Source organism: Ktedonobacter robiniae, assembly GCF_016587375.1.
Taxonomy (GTDB): Bacteria; Chloroflexota; Ktedonobacteria; order Ktedonobacterales; family Ktedonobacteraceae; genus Ktedonobacter; species Ktedonobacter robiniae.
On the sequence record NZ_BNJG01000001.1, the window covers coordinates 4,877,192 to 4,897,242 of the forward strand.

A 20,051-nucleotide genomic window follows, 5' to 3' on the forward strand; every position below is an offset into this window, starting at 1 on the left:
AACACGTTCAAAGCTCGCTAGCGCTTCGGTTTCCAGACCTGAACGGTATTATCTGCGCCGGAGGAGGCAATACGCCTCCCATCGGGCGACCAGGCAACGGAGTAGACACCACGCGAGTGCCCACGATAGGTGTAGAGTACCTGCTTACTGGAGGCATTCCAAACCTGAACGGTCCCATCTTCACTACAGGAGGCGATCAGTTTGCCATCAGGTGACCAGGAGATCCCATGCACGGCATCATTATGCCCAGAGTATTTGACTTTCGTGACACCATCGACCCCCCGCCCAATCAGTACAGTTCGATCACCACCACCAGAGGCGATAAGCTGACCATCAGGGGACCAGGCAACGGCATAAATCTCCGCAGTATGGCCTCCATACTTGAAGATAGTCTGCCCTATCGCAAAGGCGTCGCTGGGAACGGTCGCCCAATCTTGCAGCGTGTCATCCCAGGAGCCTGAAGCGATGCTATGCCCATCGGGCGACCACGCGACAGAGAGCACGCCCGCGCTATGCTGTTGATAATTGAGGAACAGCCCACCACTAGCACTGTTCCAGACTTGAACCGATTTATCCTCGCTCGCAGAAGCAATAAGCTGACCATCGGATGACCAGGAGAGCGCATTCACGATTCCAGAATGCCCCTGATAGGTAGAGAGATTCTCTCCATTGCCAGTGTCCCAGACCTGAACAGTATGGTCCTCGCTCGCTGAGGCTAAGCGTGTGCCATCGGGCGACCAGACAACATTCGTCACCGCCCCTGTATGTCCTGTGTATGTTCGCTTGACTGCTCCAGTTCCTGCATCAAAGACTTGGATAAGCTGGTCATCGCTTGCCGAAGCGATCAGCTTCCCATCAGGGGACCAGGCAGTAGAGTTCACACGAGCGGGATGGGCGCGATAGATCAACGTTCCATCACTTGTGATCTGAGGCTGTGTCGCGCGAGATGTCGTGTTCGTCGTGTTTATGCTATGGGAGACGTTTCCACTCTTACGTGTAATGAGATACCAGGTACCGATAGCTCCGCCAGCCGCTGCCAGGCCAAGCAGACCCGTCATAAGCGCGCGCCGTGTAAGCGGCTCAGGCTTATCACGCCTGGCTGGCGAATACTCTACTGGAGGATCAATGGGAGCCAACTCCGTCGGTGTGAGAGGAAGCGCTCCATGAATGCTGTGAGTCTGGCTTGCCGCCGGTGGTGGTGTGGCAGGCAATGGCGGCACAGGTGAGAGCTGGGCAACGGAAGATACTGCTGATGAAGTAGTAGCACTAGTATGCGTTTGTGGCGAAGAAGATGTCGAGACTGGCTCAACAAGCGTCAGCGTGGGTGTCTCTGCGATCTGCTGCAGAGGCACCGGCCTGGCTTTAGCTTCTGAGGAAGAAATCTTCTTAGCTGTGACCTGGCTCTGGGTATATGCCTCTTCCAGAGCCTTTACAAAGGCTTGAAGTGAGGAATGGCGACGGGCAGGCTCCTTTGCCAGAGCACGCATAATGACTTTCTCAGCCTGGCTGGCAATACCCGGCACTTTTAAGCGCAGCGCGGGTGGTTGAGTATGCACATGCTGATTGGCAATCTCCACATATGATCCCTGAAATGGCGAGTTGCCAGCGAGCCACTCATAGATGATCACTGCCAGGGAGTATTGATCACTCGCTGCACAGGGTTTCCCCTGAATTTGCTCTGGCGCGGTATAGGGAATGGCATCAAGCGCTTGCTGGGCATTCTGTTGCCCGACACGTTTACGATTCTTGATCAGGGCATCGAGGGCAAAATCATAGACCAGCACCTGATTATTGCGGTTGAGAAGAAGATTCTCTGGCCGGAGCTGCCTATGCAGATAACCCTTCTCATGAGCATATTGCAAAGCCTCACCTATCTGTTTCAAGTACGTAAGGAACTTCGCGAGAGGCTGAACTTTCTCTTTGGGATAGACCTGGCGCAGGGTGATATGTGGCACGTACTCGACAACCAGGAAGGGCATACGATTCTCTAACCCGGCATCGCGTATCTGGAGGATATGCGGATGTGTCAACTTCTCCAGGTGACGAGCCTGCTGAAGAAAGGCTTCTTTCAGCTCATCGGCCAGGGGCTGAGTATGCATATCAAGCACATACTGCTTTTTGTGATGAATATGTTGTCCTAAAAAGGTACCAGCAAAGCGCCCCTGATCGAGCTGGCCAACCACCTGGTACTGCCCGATCTGCTGCCCTTTCTGATAGCCTGAATTTTCTGCTTGCTCTTCTCTTTCCACCATGCAAAACTCCCACATCTATTTACGCTATTATTTTTGGCATAAGGATTATCACGCTTTGACGATTGATAAGTGTATAAAAGTGAGTAACGCTCTTGTAAAGAATATGTAGCTTGTGCTACACTACCAATCTCTCTTCGGGCAATTCATCATTTTAACGAATGATAATGGATTTTTTAGCATATGGCAATGTTTGTGTTCACTGAATACTAGTGGGATATTTCACTAAAGAATGATACATTGGCGATAATAAATGTATCGATTGTAAGTCATGCTTGTTTGTTTGGTAAAGAAGAGCACTGTCTGTGCTACTATATAAAGCGGATGGCAATACTACTGGCATAGATAGCAAGGCAATCGGGAGGAGAGGCTGTAATGAGCGAACTACCACTGAAATTTGATCGGCAGGGATTGATTCCCGTGGTCATTCAGGACGATGCCACCAACGAGGTCCTGATGGTCGCGTTTATGAACGACAAAGCATTGGAGCGGACACGAGAGAGTGGCTACACACACTTCTATAGTCGCTCACGTAACACCATATGGCGCAAGGGCGAGCAATCGGGGCACACGCAACAGGTGCGAGGCATATTCGTCAATTGCGAAGAGAACAGCATTGTGATACGGGTAATCCAGCAAGGAGAGGCCGCGTGCCACGAGGGATATCGTAGCTGTTACTACCGACGTCTTGAAGATGATAATAGCTATGTAACCATCGCCAAAAGGATTTTTGATCCCCAACAGGTCTATACACATGCAGCAGGCGTCAAGCAAGAACAGGCAAAAGACAAGGAGCATATTTCCGTGGAGACAGAGCAGAAGCTACAGGACACATTACGCCAATTATATGGAGTGTATATCTACCTGCGCGACCATGACCTGAGCGAGGAATCTAACACCTCGCGGCTCTTGCAGGAGCGCAGCCAGAGCTATCTCGCCTCACGGTTGGGAGATGAGTTGGAGGAACTGGCGGAGGTACAGAGTGGTGAGCATGTGCATAGTGGGCGCCAGTCGGACACCGTCCTGGAGGGCAGCCAGGTTGGGTACTGGCTCTTTCTGCTGGCGGCAGGTTGCAGCATCCCCTACCCAGACTTTGAGCCACACCAGGCCCTACTAGAGGGCTATCACGGGCGTTATAGCGACAGCCGAGTTATAGAACTGCGCGAAGAGTGTGCGCGTATGGTAGCCTCAGATCAGCCAGAGACCATTTCCAGGGGACTGACCATTGGTTTTATGTTGATTGGCTGGGCCTGCGCGGCCGCGGGCGTAGATCCCCTGGCTCCAGCGGAGTTCGACCTGGGGCAGATGCGCAGAAAAGGGCTGGTGCAGTAGTATGGTAGGGCAAGCAAGGACGAATCTGCCATACGATGCCATTATCTTCGACCTCTTTGGCACACTGGTTGATGATCTACTCACAGAACCTTTTACCCAAACGTTGGAGGAAATGGCGAGTTTCGTCGGCGCGCCACGCGATATCTTCCTCCAGATGTGGATGCATGATACCTGGCCACTGCGTGCAGCGGGCCATCTCCCCGACGTGGAAGCGAATATTCTCTATATTTGTACAGAGCTTGGAATTACGCCAAAACCAGAGCAAATTCAGCGCGCAATCCACCGACGCCTGGAACTGACGCGACAATCGTTGAAACCACGGCATGACGCGCTGGAAACGCTAGAGGCACTACGCACAGCAGGCTATAAACTAGGGCTCATCAGCGATTGCAGTAGCGAAGTGCCCCTGCTCTGGAGAACCACACCTCTGGCAGCATACATTGATGCCCCCATTTTCTCCTGCTCAGTAAAGTTAAAGAAACCAGATCCACGTATCTATCACCTGGCATGCGAACGCCTGGAGATTGCCCCTGAACGGGGCCTCTTTATCGCGAATGGCGAGAGCAACGAGCTGGCTGGCGCCCAGGCCATTGGCATGGAGGCAATGCTTATTCGTGTGCCCTATGCTGAAGAGCATAATCCGCGCTGCCATGAGGCGCGCACATGGCGTGGAGCACGCATCGAGAGTATTAAGGGCCTACTGGCACACCTGGACGGTGTCAGGGTGGAAGAGCTTTGATTGCTGGACAAAGCGAGGTGGAGAGGATATAATGCCAGTCCTCCCCTTAAGAGGCGTATACAAAGAAGAAAATGAGAAATGTGAGATTAAAACGGGTGGTTACACATGCCTGAGCATAGCGAAGACGCGGTGGCCAGTCCACAAGAGCAATTGCACAACGGAGAGAGCCAAGAAGAGAATCTGCCCACACGACAGGGAGTCATCCAGGCCATCGTCTTCGACCTGGGCGGAACACTAATTGATTGGCCCGACTGGGATGAAGATATCGAGCGACGCTGGGGGCTCTCCTACGAGCACCTGGTTGCACGCTCCAACGAGCGGGAGTGGCCGACGAAAGAGGCGTACGTGCGCGCTATGCGCGAGGCTGAGAAGGCCCACTGGCAACGAGTTAACGAGCAGCATATCAGTAATACCCCCGATGTCGTGTTGCTTGATGGCTTCCAACGCCTCAATTGTGAAGTGAGCAAAGAAGCTTTAATGACGGCCCTGGATGGCTATGCTAACGCCATCATCGGGTGGGCCACAATTTTCCCGGAAACGGTCGAGACGTTGCTGGAGTTGCGCAAGCGTGGCTATCGCCTGGGTTTGCTCTCGAACACCTGGTGGGCGGGGGCCTGGCATGACGCCGACCTGGCGGCCCATGGCCTAACTTCGCTACTGGATGTCATCATGTATACGTCCGACTTACCCTACTCCAAACCCCATCCCTATGTCTTCCAGGAGGCCGCGCGCCGGCTCGGTGTCGCAGTCAACGCATGTGTGATGGTTGGAGATCGCATGGTCGACGATGTGCGAGGCGCCCAGCGAGTTGGTATGCGTGGCGTGTGGCGCTATAACGAGTATCCCTGGCCTAAACCCGAAGACGTAAAGCCTTCAGCCACTATCAAGACCCTCACAGAACTGCTGGAGCACCTGGAGGTTTGGGAGCAGACGAACTAGTTGTAAGGTCCCTGCTGGCATGGACTATTCTCATTGCGGCTGGCACACTGCTTTCATCTGTTTTTTAGTCCATGTCAGCAGGGACCCTACAAGATAGGGCAAGAGAAAGAAGAGCGCGGGAGGACAAGTACCCTCCCGCGCTCTTCTTGCCTTAGCTAAAGTATATTATCCGATGTGGCTACTTTTGCCTTGCGCAGCATACATAGCATCGTTATAGGACCAGCCATCAAGGTCGGGTGCCTCGATCCCCTGTTGACTCAACAGCGTAGCTATCTGCGAGCGATGATCGACAGTGTGATTGATAGCCTGAATCAATACAATCATGATAGGAGCCTCGTAGGTTCCCTCGTCAAGAGACAGGAGTCTATTTAGTTCTCCCTGTTCAGCAAATGTGATTAAGGCTTTACCTGACAACTGCGCACGTCGCCGTAGCTCGTCGAAGCCTGGGAAAGCGGTAAGTTCCTTTAGGCGAGGAGTAGGGGCTGTTCCCGTGACGTGATGTGCATAGCCTTCTTCAGAGCCAAGCATATGGAAGAGGGTCTCGCGCACGCTGCCATATGTCCCTATCATAGTGGCATCCAGTTGGACATCGGAGAGTTGGGCACACGCATCGAGCAAACGCAGGTTGGCCCAGAGGTTATATTTGAAAAAGTCGGGGAGTCCCGTCGTCATGATTATAGTTCTCTTTCTATGATCTACCTTCTAACAACATCAGGCTTTTCCCCCATCTTGCTGCTTGCTTCCTCATATGACATCTCTCTCTGGCAAAACCAGAGAGTGTGTTGCGCAAGAATCACACCACGTGTCATCCAGGCATAGAAAAATTCAGCGCTCATTCACGATAAGATGGCGCATGAACGATAGGGCAAGAATGGTGGGATCTGTTTCACTGACTGAACAGGAAACAGGATGAAGTTAGCGGCACACTGGCATAGAAGTAGAACCTCCGAAAAAATATGTAAATGTATCCGCATTATACACGTGTATCGATGAGCCCGTCAAGCCTTTCAAAAAGCTCAACTGTGTGTTAGTGATGTGCTCCGCAATGGTTCAGGAAGCAACTTCGTTCCTGCGCTTTCAGCGTAAGGGGACGTCTCACTGGAGACGCCCCTTACGCTGAAAGCGCACTACATCTTACCGATCACAACCTCGATGGTGTATTTGTCCAGCTTCTTGGCTGAAGTTGGCGAGATGGACTCGCGGTAGAGTTCCACGAACGCGGGTTTATCCTTCTCCTCGCTAATGGAGATAAGCAGGTTATCGGCCAGCGTATTGGCGCGGATGGCCTGGCCAAAGTCAAGAATGACATCTGCCAGTTCGCTATCAGTGTAGAGCGCCAGCCCGATATGATCCTCGATGTTGAGGCCGGCCTTTTTGCGCATATCCTGTACATAGTGGACGAGGTCGCGCATCCAGCCCTTCTCACGTAGCTCCTGAGTGATCGTAGTATCGATGGCAGCGACGTAGCCATGCTCCTCCGCAGCAACATAACCAGGACGAGCGGTGGAGACCACCTGGACCTCTTCAGGAGTGAGCGAGACATGGGTCTCACCAAAGGTCAGATCAAGCTTGCCTTGCGTATTGAGGTGCTCGGCGGCGGCCTGGGCCTCGTCCTCCGTCAGCGTCTTAAAGTAAGCCAGGATCTTTTGCACTACGGGTCCATATTTGGCGCCAAGGACCTTAAATTGTGGTTTGAGGGTATAGGCCAGCATACGGCTATCGCGGCGCATGAGACGCAGGTATTCGATATTGAGTTCCTCAAGCACTTGCTCACGCAGGCGCTGGATAGCTTCTTCCTCCTGCGCGCTTGGCACACGGACATGAATGGTCTGGAGCGGCTGGCGTACCTTGATCTGTGCCTTGGCACGGGCGGCACGCCCCAGGCTCACGATCTGCATGACCAGGTGAGTATCGCGTACAAGCAGCTCATCGATCAGCTCTGGTTGGGGCACCGGCCAATCACAGAGGTGCACACTGAGAGGCGCCTGGGGATTGATGTTGCGCACCAGATTCTGGTAGAGTTCTTCGGCCAGGAAGGGCATGAATGGCGCCAACAGGGTCGCCAGTGTCGTCAGGCACTCATACAGTGTCAAGTAGGTGGCGAGCTTATCCTTATCGAGTTCAGCACCCCACACACGGTCACGGCTACGGCGGAGATACCAGTTGGAGAGGTCATCCAGAAAGGATTGCACGGCCTCGGCAGGTTTGGTCGTATCGTATTGCTCCAGACCCTGGGTTATAGACTGGATCGTCTGCTGAAGCTCGGAGATGATCCAGCGGTCCAGCGCATCGCGCTCGGCAACGGGTAACTGATGCTTGGTCGGATCGAAGTTATCGATGTTGGCGTATTTGATAAAGAATCCATAGACATTCCAGAGCTTATCCATGGTCCGACGCACCAGCATCCACTTTTCGCTCAAGCGTACGGGCTGGCCGGTGAGCTGGGTCTTCTCCATCTCCTCTGGCGTGGGAATATTGGGGAAGTTCAGGTTCTGCTCGGAGACATGATTGCTATAGAGCCAGCGCATGGTATCCGCCCCGATGCGGTCTGCGGCCTCATCGAAGACCACGAGGTTCCCCTTGGACTTATGCATAGGAGTGCCATCCTCGCCATAGACGGTGGCGTAACCCAGGAGCGTCTTAAAGGGTGCGGTTTGCTCCAGGACTGTACTCATGACCAGCATGGAGTAGAACCAGTTGCGGAACTGGCCGGGGAATGATTCGGTTACAAAGTCGGCCGGAAACCATTCCTGCCAGCTGGCATGATTCGTCAGGTAATGCAGGGTTGAGTAGGGCACGATACCGGCATCGAGCCAGGGATTGCCCACATCCTTGATGCGTGAAACCTCAGCGCCACACTGAGCGCAATGGATCTTGACTGCGTCAACGTAGGGGCGGTGTGGTGTATGTCCATCAAACTCTTCCCAGCCGGAGACGGCGCGTGCCTTGAGTTCCTCTTTGCTGCCGATAACCTCGAAATGGCCGCAGGCGGGGCAATCAAAGATGGGTAGGGCCAGACCCCAGTAGCGCTTCTTGGAGATCATCCAATCATCCATATTGTGCAACCAGTCCATCTCGCGCTCATAGCCCCAGGATGGCAGCCAGGTGATCTGCTTGACCACCTCCATGATCTCATGGCGCAACTGGTCCATAGAGATAAACCACTCATCGACCAGGCGGAAGATCAGTTCCGTCTTACAGCGCCAGCAGGTGGGGTAGCGGTGCTTATAATTCTGGGTGCGGTAGAGCAGGCCCTTCTGTGCCAGGTGGTCGGCGACCTGCTGCCCCACACTGGCCGTGCCCTGGCCTGTCAACCAGTCGAAGCCCTCGACATAGACGCCAAACTCATCGACGGGCGCGATGACCTCCAGGTTGAACTCTTTGGCCAGCAAGAAGTCCTCGCGACCACAGCCGGGAGCAGTATGCACAATGCCCGTACCCTCAGTGGCGTTCACATCTTTTCCGGGGACGACACGGTGAACAATGCCTTTGGCCGCAGGTAACTCATCGAAGGGGCCGCGATAGGTCCAGCCTACCATGTCATGGCCCTTGAGGGTCTCCGTCACGCGATAGTCGCCCTTATCATGGCCCTTGAGAGCCTTGAGGACGGGCAGCAACTGCTCCGCCAGGTAGTAATATTCCCCATCCTGCTCCACGCGGACATAGTTCAGGTCGGGATGCACTGCCACTGCAACGTTGGCTGCCAGGGTCCATGGCGTAGTGGTCCAGGCCAGGAGGTATTCGCCGGGCTTCTCGACGAGGGGGAAGCGCACATAGAGGCTCAGGTGCGTCAGCTCTTTATAGCCCTCAGACTCCATCTCCATATTGGAGAGTCCGGTCGCGCAGCGTGGGCACCAGGGCATCACATCGCGCCCTTTGTAGATCAGGCCGCGCTCATGGCATTTTTTGAGAAAGTGCCAGATGGTATAGTTATTCTCATCGGAGAGGGTAAAGTAGTCGTTGCCCCAGTCCATCCAGTAGCCCAGGCGAATTGACTGCTCGCTTTGGACCTGCGCGAACTTAAAGACGCGCTCTTTACAGCGCTCGACAAACTCGGCGATCCCATAGGCCTCGATATCACGCTTGGTTTGCAGGCCCAGGGACTTCTCGACCTCGACCTCGACCCAGAGTCCCTGGCAGTCGAAGCCATTTTGATAGCGCTGTTTATAGCCCTGCATGGTCTTAAAGCGCTGGTAGATATCCTTGTAGGTACGACCCCAGGCATGATGGACCCCCATGGGATTATTGGCGGTAATGGGGCCATCCAGGAATGAATACTTCTTCTCACTCTGCGCGTTACGCGTAAGATACTGCTGGCGAACCTGATGCTCATCCCACCACTGCTGGATGGAACGTTCCAGGGCTGGATAATCGACGCGGTCGGCATCGGGGACCGGGCGAAAAACGGTTGATGACACAGACACGACAACCTCCTCCTCGTCTTACAACAAAAGATAAGACCAGATAAAAAGATATTGGCACCTTCCCTGGAGAGGGCTAGAGTGCTTCCTTGAGCACAATCTCCAGGCGTTTATTGATTCTCCCCTTGTTCTCGCTGCGTATGATCTGAATACCACCGATTTCACGCGTGTGATTGACCAGGGTACCGCCATCGACCTGCACATCAAAGCCGACGACCTCGGCCATGCGGACCTCGTCCAGGTGGGGAGGAAGCTGGTTGATCCTGGCGCGTACCAGGGCCGAAAGTGAGAGGGCCTTCTCCCTGGGCAACATATAGGTATGAATTGGGTAGTCAGCCGCGATAAGCGTGTTCACCTGCTGCTCTAGCTCGGCGATGCGGTCCTTCTCCAGGTATTCCAGGGCGAAATCCATGCGTGCGCGGTCGGGGTAAATCTGCCCGCCGGTGACCTGAATGCCAAACTCCCTCCAGATCACACTGCAGAGTAGCAGAAAGGCGGTATGGGTGCGCATGGAGCGATAGCGAAAGTTCCAATCGATGGACTCGATGACCTCGGTCTCTGGTTTGGGTGGAATATAGTCGAGCGTATGCCAGACCGTTCCATTGCGATTACTGATGGAGATCACGTGCGCTTGATTGGCGCCCTGGTTCCAGCTCAGCAGGCCTCGATCCGCCATCTGTCCACCCCCACCGGGATAGAAGATGGTGGCATCCAACGCAACCTCATCGCCACTCACAGCGACGACCTTAGCCGAGCACTCGTACGTATAGCTATTTGTTTGGTACAGTAGCTTCGTCTTCACCCGTTTGCGCTCCTTCAGTTGCAAAAGCCCAATAAAAAATCCCCTCGTCCTGCCAGGGACGAGAGGAGCCTCCCGTGGTACCACCCTTATTAGTCAGACGACAGTACGACAGAGACGTGCTGACTCACTCGGTTCTTCGTATTCCCTGGCCGATACTCAACAGTGAGTGGCGAGCGGGATTACATCCTTCACGATAACGGGAAGGGACCGGCCTGGCCTGGAGGGTCCCCTGTGAAGAGAGGGCTCTCGTTGGCAGACAGCTCAGGAGTGATCTTCGGCGACCCACTCTGTGCCTGATTTGCAGCAAGCTCAGGCTCTCTGTGACAGGATCTGGTCGCGTACTGGCTCCGTCAAAGCCTTCGTGTAACTCGCCTCATGCGAGTGTGTGAACAAGATATAGTGATAGTATATCCACTTGAGGGTAGCACATCCCCTTGCATGAGTCATCCTGGTAGGAATACAGCCAGAAAAGCGGCTTATTACCAGTAAATAGGGAGAAAAAGTGACGATGCGGTGTGCTCATTCGTAGAAAGAGTAACGAGCCATCGTACTTTCCTTCGTTGCGGCGACTCGCCCCGGATATATTCGGGGTTTTACTGTTTTTAGTCATCCCATTTTTGAGAGACTAAGACCAGACTATAGCACAAGGAGAACTAATCTCAAATACTTTGAAGTATTGTAAAGCTATGATACCATAGGGGATGGTAGAAAAACAATAGCAGAAAACTCAGACACAAGGAACCCACTCAACGACGAGACGCAGTACAAAGAGGCACGCAGCCTGGTTCGTTGTGTCAATGAAAAGGGAACTTCCATGCACGACCTGGAAACGTTTTTTGGACCAAATGCTGGATATGTCCTTGAATTATATGAACGTTATCAACAGAATCCAGCAGCAATAGATGAGGCCACACGGGCCATCTTTGATTCCTGGTCTTCTACTGAGCAGCCTGTGACGACCGCACCCGTGGAAACACGTGCTCCCGCTCCTCAAGATCAAGGCAGAAATGTGGCTCATATTGTGGCCGCCAATAACCTGGCGCACGCGATCCGTGAGCGCGGGCATCTGGGGGCACACCTTGACCCATTAGGGAATGAGCCGCCAGGAGATCCTGCTTTGATGCTCGAGACCTATGGGTTAAGCGAATATGACCTGGCGCAATTGCCACCAGACATCATTGGCGGTCACTCCGCGGAGGGAGCCTCCAATGCATTAGAGGCGATCAATGCCCTGCGGGCGATGTATTCAGGATCAATTAGTTATGAGTTCGACCAGGTAAAAAGCCCTGACGAGCGTGGCTGGTTGCGCGATGCGGTGGGCCTGCATCTCTACCATCGCGAACCCTCGGGCGCGGATGCGCGCAGACTGCTCAAACGGATGACGCAGGTAGAAGCCTTCGAGCGCTACTTGCACCAGGCATTTACCGCACAGAAACGCTTCTCCATTGAGGGCACCGATATCCTGGTGCCGATGTTGGATGAGATTATCTCTGCCGCGATTGATTCCGAAACCAAGAATGTGATGATTGGGATGGCCCACCGTGGTCGCCTCAATGTAATGGCGCATGTGCTTAATAAGCCATATGCAAGCATCTTCTCCGAGTTTACCCATGCGCGCCACGAAGAAGGCACGCCCCTTACCGATAGCTTTGGGTATGGGTGGACGGGTGACGTGAAGTATCACCTGGGGGCGGAACACGTTCTGGACGAAGGGGCGTCAGTCGAGCTAAAGGTCATCCTGGCTCCCAATCCTAGCCACCTGGAGTTCGTCAATCCGGTGGTAAGCGGTATGGCACGCGCTTCACAAGAGATTCGCACCGTTTCTGGCTCACCGCTGCTCGATGTCGACCACACGCTGGCCATTCAGATTCATGGTGACGCGGCCTTCCCTGGAGAGGGCGTGGTCTCCGAGACGCTAAATATGTGGCACCTGCGCGGCTACTGGGTTGGTGGCTCGATCCATATCATTGTGAATAACCAGCTTGGCTTTACCACCGATCCCGATTCCTCGCGCTCAACTCATTTCGCCAGTGACGTGGCCAAGGGCTTTGGCATCCCTATTATTCATGTCAACGCGGATGATCCCTATGCCTGCTTGACGGCTGTACGCATTGCCCACGCCTATCGCGACCGCTTCCATAAGGATGTGCTGGTCGACCTGGTGGGCTACCGGCGTTGGGGACACAATGAGGGCGATGAGCCAGCCTTTACCCAGCCACAGATGTATGAAATTATTCGCAGTCATCCGACCGCGCGCGAGCTGTTTGCGCAACGCCTGGTCGAGCACCAGATCCTGACACAGGATGAGGCGCAGCAGATCTGGGATCAGGCCATTCATGAGCTAGAGCAGGCGAAGCGCGAAGCCGATAGCGGGGCCATTAAAGTTGAGCGTGTTGTCGATCAAGGCGATATGGCCCACTATCCCATCGATTTCTCGGTCCCTCCCGTTACCGCTGAGGTGCTGCAACGCTATAATGAGGAACTCCTGAATTGGCCAAAGAGTTTTCACCCGCATCCTAAGCTAGAGCGCGTGATGCAGCGCCGTGCCAATGCGCTTGGACCAGAAGGTGGCATCGACTGGGGCCATGCCGAGGCGCTGGCCTTCGCGACCATCCTGGCCAATGGGACGCCGATTCGCCTGACCGGCCAGGATAGCGAGCGTGGCACCTTTAATCATCGCCATGCCGTCCTGCACAGTAGGGAGGGGCACATGACCTTCCTTCCGCTACAGAAATTTCCTGAGGCTCGCTCCTCGTTTACGGTGTATAATAGCCCTCTGAGCGAGACCGCGCCACTGGGCTTTGAGTATGGGTATAGTGTGCAGGCGCCCGATTCGCTGGTCCTGTGGGAGGCGCAGTATGGCGACTTCGCTAATGTTGCCCAGGTTATTATAGATCAGTTTCTGGCCTCGGGGCGTGCGAAATGGCGCCAGGATTCCTCCGTGGTGATGCTCTTGCCGCATGGCTATGAGGGAAATGGGCCAGAGCACTCGAGTGCACGCCTGGAGCGGTACCTGCACTTGGCTGCCGAGGATAATTGGCGTATTGCCAACTGCTCGACGGCGGCGCAGTACTTCCACCTCTTACGCTTGCAGGCCTATCTCCTCCCACGCTATCCGCGTCCGCTGATCATCATGACGCCGAAGAGTCTCTTGCGTCATCCCCTTGCCTCATCGCGCTTGAGCGACCTGGTTGAGGGGTCGTTCCAATCGGTCATCAATGATCCACGCGCCAGTCAGGATCCCAAAGCTGTGCGCCGGGTTGTCTTCTGTAGTGGCAAGATCGCGATTGACTTGCTTTCACACGAGAGTCGTATGCATAATGAAGACACCGCGATTGTGCGTGTAGAGCTGCTGTATCCCTTCCCCAAGCGTTCATTGAAGCGAGTCCTTGAGGGGTATACCAATGCCAGCGAGTTCATCTGGGTGCAAGAAGAGCCGCGCAACATGGGGGCCTGGGAATACATTGCTCCGCGTATACAACAGTTGTTGGGAGGCAAGGCAACGCTACGCGTGATCGCGCGCCCCGAGCGCTCAAGCCCGGCTGCCGGTTTCTGGGACATCCATGCTGCCGAACAAGAGCAGATCATTAAAGAAGCCGCGGGCGTATCAGTATCACAAAAAGAGACCGGAGGGAAACATGTCCGATGAGATTCGTGTGCCAATCCTGGGAGAGTCGATTGTCGATGCCACCATCGCGACCTGGCTCAAGAAAGAGGGCGATGCTGTCCACCAGGGTGAAACATTGGCCGAGCTAGAGACTGATAAAGTCAATGTCGAAGTCAACGCCGAGCAAGATGGCGTGATTCATAAAATTCTCAAGCGTGAGGGTGAGACCGTCCAGGTGGGTGAAGTGATCGCGTTCCTTGGACAGGAGGCCCAGGTCAGTGGTAAGGGGAGCAGCAATGGTGCCATTGCCACGGCTCCCGCGCCGCAAAGCGAAGAGATCAAGCGCACGACCTCGCAGCCTTTAACATCCGCAGGCGAGTCGCAGCGCCCACCATCGCCACTGGCCCGCCGGATCGCTGCCGAGCATAACGTCGATATTTCCCAGGTCAGGGGCAGTAGCCCGCATGGCCGGGTTACTAAAGAAGATGTCATGAGCTACCTGGAGGAGAGCTCCAGCCAGGCCGTTCCAACCACGACAGTGGTAGCCCCACAGACGACACCCGCGGCTCGCCCGCAGGCGGTACAGCCAGTGTTACCTCCTGCACAGCCCGCAGCTGATGCCTCACGTCGTGAGGAGCGCGTGCGCATGTCGCGCCGTCGCCAGACCATTGCCCAGCGCCTGGTCGAGGCCCAACATACGGCGGCCATGCTGACCACCTTCAATGAGATCGATATGAGTGCAGTCATGGATGTGCGTAGCCGCCGCAAGGAGGCCTTTAAGGAGCGCCATAATGTCTCGCTTGGCTTTATGTCCTTCTTTACCAAGGCCGTCGTGGGCGCGCTCAAAGCCTTCCCTCGCCTCAATGCCGAGATTCAGGGCAATGAAATGGTGCTCAAGCACTATTATGATATTGGGATCGCGGTAGGCGCGGAAGAGGGCCTGGTAGTGCCCGTGGTTCGTGACGCGGACCGCAAGTCCTTCGCCGCCATTGAGCGGGAGATCGGGGACCTGGCCAAGCGTGCCCGCACGAATACGCTTTCGCTGGCGGAACTACAAGGCGGCACGTTTACGATTACCAATGGCGGAACTTTCGGTTCCATGCTCTCCACACCTATCCTCAATGGACCACAGGTAGGCATCCTAGGCATGCACAAGATTGAGCAGCGCCCCGTTGCCATCGATGGGCAGGTGGTTATTCGCCCCATGATGTATGTTGCGCTCTCCTATGACCATCGTATCGTCGATGGAAGTGAAGCGGTGCGCTTCCTGGTGAAAGTAAAGGAACTGGTAGAAGACCCAGAAGCACTTCTGTTGGAAGGGTAAGGTTTTAGATCTTATTCCGAAACCCCAACCCCCATTCGGGGGCGCGCGCCACTTGTGTGTCTAGCACTTCACGCTCTGGGTTTTCGGATCAGAAGTTGTTGGATTTCTCTCGACAGAGTACGTTTCTATCTGTATAATCAAGGAGAAACAGGAACGCTTCAAAACGAGCGAAAGACTGTTTCAAGAGAGAAAACACAATGGGCGTTTTCTGTCGAGGGATGCCAGGTTCTTGTGCGCTGATCTTTATGGCGTAGTGGGAACCCACACTAGGCATCAAGTTTCGGATAACGGAGTTGTCAGGGGTATGCAACCAGAGAATATGTCTCCACGCCAGCCTGCTGGTCGTAACGAAGATGCGGGAGCACTCATTGGAAAGACACTAGGCCAATTCCGCATTGTAGAGCGCATCGGTGCTGGCGGAATGGCGGCAGTCTTCAAGGCATATCAGTCCACCCTGGATCGCTATGTAGCCATCAAGGTCTTGCCCGCCTATCACGCGCGCGACCCGATCTTTGTCAAGCGCTTTGTGCAGGAGGCGCGCTCAGTGGCGAAACTGGCGCATCCTAACATCGTGCAGATTCATGACTTTGGCGAGCTTGAGAACATCACTTTCATCGTCATGGAGTATGTAGAAAGCGGCACGCTCAAGGACCGCCTCAAGGGTCCCATACCTGTGGCCGAGGCCGCAGATTTTATGATTCAGGCTGCTGAGGGCCTCGACTGCGCGCATCGCAATGGGATTATTCACCGTGATGTCAAGCCAGCCAATATGCTCCTGCGCAAGGATGGACACCTCCTGCTCTCTGACTTTGGCATCGCCAAGATTCTCGAAGGCACGACCAACCTGACTCGCGTGGGGACAGGCATTGGCACCCCGCAATATATGTCGCCTGAGCAGGGAACGGGCCAGGCCGTTGATCGCCGGAGCGATATCTACTCGCTGGGCGTCGTCTTCTTTCACTGCTTGACCGGGAAGGTTCCATTTTCGGCGGAGAACCCGCTCTCAATCACGCTCAAGCATGTGAATGATCCTCTGCCCATCGAGCGTTTGCAGGCTGAGAATGTACCTCCCGGGATCATTCAGGTCATCCAGAAGATGTGTGCCAAGTCGCCCAGTGACCGCTATCAGTCGGCGGATGACTTTATCTCTGCGTTGACCAGCACCATGGCGTCCTCAAACCTGTCGCTCTCTCGTTCTCGGCGGCTCTCTGGTCCCATGTCCTCGCCAGATCAGAGCTTCGTGCAGACGCCGAACTCGGGACAGCTGGTCTCTACGCCTGCCGCGAATATCCCAGCTCAGACGGTGACGTGTTTTCGCTGTGGCGCGCAGAATCCCGCGGCGCGCCTCTTCTGTACGACGTGTGGCGACGACCTGACGAATAAGCGCGCTATCATGGATCGCTATACAGATGCGAGCGGGCGGCCAGTGCTGGCACGCTTGACGCTCCAAAGTGGTCCCCTGGCTGGGCGCTCCTACCGTTTTCACCAGGATGTGACCAAGATTGGGCGCACCAATGGCTGCGACCTGGTCATCTCGGGGCGCACGGTCTCACGCCATCACGCACGTCTCTGGTTCGCCGAGGGACGCTGGTTTCTGGCCGATCTCAACAGCGTCAATGGCACCACGGTTAATAACATACGGATTCAACAGCCGGTGGTCTTAAATGATGGAGATGTCATCCATTTTGGGGATGAAGGCGTGGTGTTTAATATAACATATGGGCCGTAGTTTGCTGCCATAAGCAGGAAGGAAGATATGATGACGTCGATCAATCCACTGATTCAAGTCGCACAACAATTGACGTTGGGTCCCGCTGTGCGTCAGAATCACGCGCTTGAACATGCCACGATTGTCTTACTGTCTCGTAAGTTTCCTGAAGTGCGTCTCTCTGGCATCTCCTTTGCCGCCGGTTTCTTTGTTTTTGGTGACCTCCCCACCGAGGCCATCCTACCCGCCGCCCAGGAGGCCCTCCAGCTCTTGCGTACCACTCAGCCCGAATTGGCGGTGCATGAACGCTGTGGTACCAATCTGGCGGTCGCGGGTATGCTGACGGGCCTCTCGGCGATGATGGTTTCCAAGATGCGCCGTCCCTATAGTACGGCCAACAACGCTATTCTGGCCTCGACGGCCGCCCTGGTCCTGGCTCGTCCCCTGGGCCTGGTCGTCCAGCGCCATGTGACAACACAGACGCCCAATGGTTCGATGCGCATTCTGGAAATCAAGCCAACCACTGTGCTGGGAGCGCCCGCGCATTTTGTGAGTACCGATAATCCAGAGGCCGCCAGGTTGTTCTCATAGAGAGGAAGAAAAAATCGTTGCAGCAGGAGAGCCTGAAGACGGAGACACAGCGTCATAATTTTCTGGTCGAGACGGACTGGCTGGCAGAGCATCTGCATGATCCGCATCTGCGCATCGTCGATATGCGTGGCTATGTCCGCAACATTGAGCGCGAGGGCCCTGATGGGACAAAGGTTCAGGACGCGCACTATGTCGGCGCGCGCGATGAGTATGAGCAGGAGCATATTCCGGGCGCGGTGTATATTGATTGGAGTAGCGACATCGTTGACCCGGATGACGCGGTAGAGGCTCAAGTGGCCCCGGCAGAGCGCTTCGCCCAGGCGCTGGGGCGCCTGGGGATTGGGGATCAACATCTGGTAGTTGCCTATGACGCGCACCCGGCCTCGCAGTTTGCGACCCGCCTGTGGTGGGCGTTGAACTACTATGGTCACACCCAGGTCGTGGTGCTCAATGGTGGCCTCCCCAAGTGGAAACGCGAGCATCGCCCACTTACCTCAATGGTCCACACCTATGAGCCAACGAGTTTTACCCCCGTGACACAGCCGCAGTTGCGCGCGACGGCGCAAGAGTTGCTCGCGATGCTTGGACAGCAGGGGATGACCCTGGTTGACGCACGCGATACGGGTCAGTATAGCGGCCAGGTGAGACGTGGCGAGGGACGGGCTGGACATATTCCAGGAGCACTCAGCCTACCCCGCGAGGAGCTCATCGATCCGCAGACAGGGACGTTCCGCAGCAGCGAGGAGCTACAGCAGATCTTTACCTCGGCTGGCGTGGTACCGGAGCAGCACGTCGTTGCTTATTGCAATGGCGGGGTAGCGGCCACCACGGTGCTGTTTAGCCTGGCCATGCTTGGCTATCCACGGCTGACCAACTACGACGGCTCCTGGAACGAATGGGGCAGTCGCTCCGACTTGCCCACAGAAATCTAGAGACCACAAACAACAATGGAAGAGCAAGAGAGAACGCAGAACACTGCCGAGGACCTGCTAGACGTACAGGGCGTCATGCAGGCCTTTGGCATTCATACATGGGAAAACCTCGGCCCGGCCGAGTTCTCCAACGACACAAGCCTGGGCCTGTTGGTCGGAATTGAAGGAAGGCGCTACATATTACGCGAGCGCCCCGAGAGTCCGATGGGACAGGATGAAGGACACCGCTACGCCTTTCAGCGCTACCTGCGTGAGCAGGGCATTCCCTTGCCCGCACTGCACCAGACGCCAGAGGGGACGCCCTTTGTTGCCGTAGGCGAGGATTGCTTTGAGCTACAGGAGTGGCCTGAAGGCGAGCTCTTTAGCACGCTCAATCCACGCAGCTTTCAATGGTGCGGGTCTGCGGCTGCCATGCTGGGACGTCTACACCAGGCATCCAGCCGGTATCCAGGAGCGCAGTATCGCTGGCCAGCGGAGGCGCATATTGGCGCGATGGTCCAGAACTGGCTGGGCCTGGCACGTGAGCGTGCGGACACATACGATAACCAGGCCATTGCCATGGCGCTGACCACCTGGGCTGAGCAGTGGGAGAAGATTCTGCCCGCCTCGATGATGGCGATTGGCGCAGGCAAGGATCTGCCCGAGTTCCATATTCACGGTGACTATCACGCACTCAACCTACGCTTCGATCCACAGGGGGTCACCTCTGTCATGGGATTGGAGGCTTCGCGCTGGGAGAAGCGCATCTTCGAGGTCGCCTACGCCCTGTTCTACTTTTGCGCCCTCTCCTGGCATCCAGGAGAGACCCTGACGCCCCCCTGGTGAAGCGCGGCTTTGATCCGGAGCGCGCTCGCCAGTTTCTCGAGGCCTATGGCGAGGTCTTCCCGCCTGTGAAGGGCGAGGCTGCCCTCTTAGCGGACGCGCTGACGATTGTCGCGCCCATCGTGACGATCAATGGGCCACTGGAGGATCTCTTCTTCGTGCAGGAGGAGTTCAGCGATACTCGGGTTGAAGGCCTGATGGAGCGTCTGGAGTGGGCCAATTCCCTACCCGCCTGGCTCAACCGCATCCGCCCGGCACTCCAGGAAATGTGGGCATAAAGGCCCAGCGTTAAGGAAGAAGCCCTCTAGCCGCAAAGTAGATAAGTGCGGCACAGTTTTTGCTTAGAGTGTCCCCATCATACGCGCCAAGTCATCAGCAGTAACCCGCGTGTAGATGGGCGTGGTTGCAATATCGGCATGTCCAAGCAATTGCTGAATGGCCAGAAGAGGCATCGGGTAGCGGTTCACGGGCTTCCTGAACGAGCGGAATCTCGCGGTGTTTGAGTCCTTTGCCTCGGCAAATGATGAGCAAAGGGAAAATGGTATTTACCATGCACATTGATATACTGAAAACACAGCGGAGCTA

15 protein-coding genes and 1 other annotated feature are annotated in these 20,051 nt (G+C 55.3%); of the genes, 10 read left to right on the plus strand and 5 right to left on the minus strand.

Features of this window, described 5'->3' with window-relative positions; genetic code table 11:
* Positions 1-17: 17 nt before the first annotated feature.
* Positions 18-2,252 carry a serine/threonine-protein kinase gene (locus JMJ04_RS20505; protein ID WP_201372280.1) on the minus strand — a complete coding sequence of 745 codons (2,235 nt, stop codon included), beginning with the start codon at positions 2,250-2,252 and terminating at the stop codon, positions 18-20.
* 372 nt (positions 2,253-2,624) lie between these two features.
* On the opposite strand from JMJ04_RS20505, the gene hisI reads away from it, so the two are divergent.
* The 3 genes from hisI to JMJ04_RS20520 all read left to right on the plus strand — a co-directional run bounded on the left by hisI (position 2,625) and on the right by JMJ04_RS20520 (position 5,259).
* The gene (hisI, locus tag JMJ04_RS20510) at positions 2,625-3,581 is read left to right on the plus strand and encodes a phosphoribosyl-AMP cyclohydrolase (RefSeq protein ID WP_201372281.1); all 957 of its coding nucleotides are present in this window, start codon (positions 2,625-2,627) and stop codon (positions 3,579-3,581) included.
* A gap of 1 nt (position 3,582) precedes the next feature.
* Entirely contained in the window at positions 3,583-4,320 is a 738-nt protein-coding gene (locus JMJ04_RS20515; RefSeq protein WP_201372282.1) for an HAD family hydrolase, read from the plus strand.
* Between the two features lie 105 nt (positions 4,321-4,425).
* Positions 4,426-5,259 (plus strand): HAD family hydrolase, encoded by an 834-nt coding sequence (locus JMJ04_RS20520; protein ID WP_201372283.1) that lies wholly within the window; start codon positions 4,426-4,428, stop codon positions 5,257-5,259.
* A 165-nt stretch (positions 5,260-5,424) separates the two neighbouring features.
* Here the strand turns inward: JMJ04_RS20520 and JMJ04_RS20525 are convergent, their stop codons facing one another.
* The 3 genes from JMJ04_RS20525 to JMJ04_RS20535 form a co-directional block, all read right to left on the minus strand.
* A complete protein-coding gene (locus JMJ04_RS20525) occupies positions 5,425-5,931 on the minus strand; it encodes a DinB family protein (RefSeq protein ID WP_201372284.1) in 507 nt (168 codons plus the stop codon).
* A 455-nt stretch (positions 5,932-6,386) separates the two neighbouring features.
* On the minus strand, positions 6,387-9,683 hold the full coding sequence (ileS, locus tag JMJ04_RS20530) for an isoleucine--tRNA ligase (protein WP_201372285.1): 3,297 nt from the start codon (positions 9,681-9,683) through the stop codon (positions 6,387-6,389).
* A 73-nt stretch (positions 9,684-9,756) separates the two neighbouring features.
* Positions 9,757-10,482 carry an alanyl-tRNA editing protein gene (locus JMJ04_RS20535; protein ID WP_201372286.1) on the minus strand — a complete coding sequence of 242 codons (726 nt, stop codon included), beginning with the start codon at positions 10,480-10,482 and terminating at the stop codon, positions 9,757-9,759.
* A 51-nt stretch (positions 10,483-10,533) separates the two neighbouring features.
* Positions 10,534-10,845 (minus strand) — a binding site (T-box leader).
* 451 nt (positions 10,846-11,296) lie between these two features.
* Here JMJ04_RS20535 and JMJ04_RS20540 point away from each other — a divergent pair.
* The 7 genes from JMJ04_RS20540 (at position 11,297) to JMJ04_RS20570 (ending at position 19,744) form a co-directional block, all read left to right on the plus strand.
* Complete coding sequence (locus JMJ04_RS20540) at positions 11,297-14,131, plus strand: 2-oxoglutarate dehydrogenase E1 component (protein ID WP_201372287.1); 2,835 nt, start codon at positions 11,297-11,299, stop codon at positions 14,129-14,131.
* Positions 14,121-15,413: a 2-oxoglutarate dehydrogenase complex dihydrolipoyllysine-residue succinyltransferase gene (gene odhB, locus JMJ04_RS20545; RefSeq protein WP_201372288.1), complete on the plus strand. Its 1,293-nt coding sequence runs from the start codon at positions 14,121-14,123 to the stop codon at positions 15,411-15,413. The genes JMJ04_RS20540 and odhB overlap by 11 nt, the downstream gene beginning before the upstream one ends.
* A gap of 304 nt (positions 15,414-15,717) precedes the next feature.
* The gene (locus JMJ04_RS20550; protein ID WP_201372289.1) at positions 15,718-17,142 is read left to right on the plus strand and encodes an FHA domain-containing serine/threonine-protein kinase; all 1,425 of its coding nucleotides are present in this window, start codon (positions 15,718-15,720) and stop codon (positions 17,140-17,142) included.
* A 27-nt stretch (positions 17,143-17,169) separates the two neighbouring features.
* A complete protein-coding gene (locus tag JMJ04_RS20555; protein ID WP_201372290.1) occupies positions 17,170-17,712 on the plus strand; it encodes a DUF6391 domain-containing protein in 543 nt (180 codons plus the stop codon).
* Positions 17,713-17,729: 17 nt separating this feature from the next.
* On the plus strand, positions 17,730-18,644 hold the full coding sequence (locus JMJ04_RS20560; RefSeq protein ID WP_201372291.1) for a sulfurtransferase: 915 nt from the start codon (positions 17,730-17,732) through the stop codon (positions 18,642-18,644).
* Positions 18,645-18,659: 15 nt separating this feature from the next.
* Entirely contained in the window at positions 18,660-19,469 is an 810-nt protein-coding gene (locus JMJ04_RS20565; RefSeq protein WP_201372292.1) for a phosphotransferase enzyme family protein, read from the plus strand.
* Complete coding sequence (locus JMJ04_RS20570; protein ID WP_201372293.1) at positions 19,466-19,744, plus strand: hypothetical protein; 279 nt, start codon at positions 19,466-19,468, stop codon at positions 19,742-19,744. The genes JMJ04_RS20565 and JMJ04_RS20570 overlap by 4 nt, the downstream gene beginning before the upstream one ends.
* A 63-nt stretch (positions 19,745-19,807) precedes the next feature.
* On the opposite strand, the gene JMJ04_RS48065 is transcribed toward JMJ04_RS20570, so the two are convergent.
* Positions 19,808-19,933, minus strand: coding sequence for a hypothetical protein (locus tag JMJ04_RS48065; RefSeq protein ID WP_268887344.1), 126 nt, complete (start codon positions 19,931-19,933; stop codon positions 19,808-19,810).
* Positions 19,934-20,051: the final 118 nt, after the last annotated feature.

Bases quoted from the DNA above. Each gene is read 5' to 3' on its own strand.
- JMJ04_RS20515 (WP_201372282.1), top strand. From the start codon at position 3,583: ATGGTAGGGCAAGCAAGGACGAATCTGCCATACGATGCCATTATCTTC.
- JMJ04_RS20520 (WP_201372283.1), top strand. From the start codon at position 4,426: ATGCCTGAGCATAGCGAAGACGCGGTGGCCAGTCCACAAGAGCAATTG.
- JMJ04_RS20550 (WP_201372289.1), top strand. From the start codon at position 15,718: ATGCAACCAGAGAATATGTCTCCACGCCAGCCTGCTGGTCGTAACGAA.
- JMJ04_RS20555 (WP_201372290.1), top strand. From the start codon at position 17,170: ATGATGACGTCGATCAATCCACTGATTCAAGTCGCACAACAATTGACG.
- JMJ04_RS20540 (WP_201372287.1), top strand. From the start codon at position 11,297: ATGCACGACCTGGAAACGTTTTTTGGACCAAATGCTGGATATGTCCTT.
- JMJ04_RS20565 (WP_201372292.1), top strand. From the start codon at position 18,660: ATGGAAGAGCAAGAGAGAACGCAGAACACTGCCGAGGACCTGCTAGAC.
- JMJ04_RS20525 (WP_201372284.1), bottom strand. From the start codon at position 5,931: ATGACGACGGGACTCCCCGACTTTTTCAAATATAACCTCTGGGCCAAC.
- odhB (WP_201372288.1), top strand. From the start codon at position 14,121: ATGTCCGATGAGATTCGTGTGCCAATCCTGGGAGAGTCGATTGTCGAT.
- hisI (WP_201372281.1), top strand. From the start codon at position 2,625: ATGAGCGAACTACCACTGAAATTTGATCGGCAGGGATTGATTCCCGTG.
- JMJ04_RS20505 (WP_201372280.1), bottom strand. From the start codon at position 2,252: ATGGTGGAAAGAGAAGAGCAAGCAGAAAATTCAGGCTATCAGAAAGGG.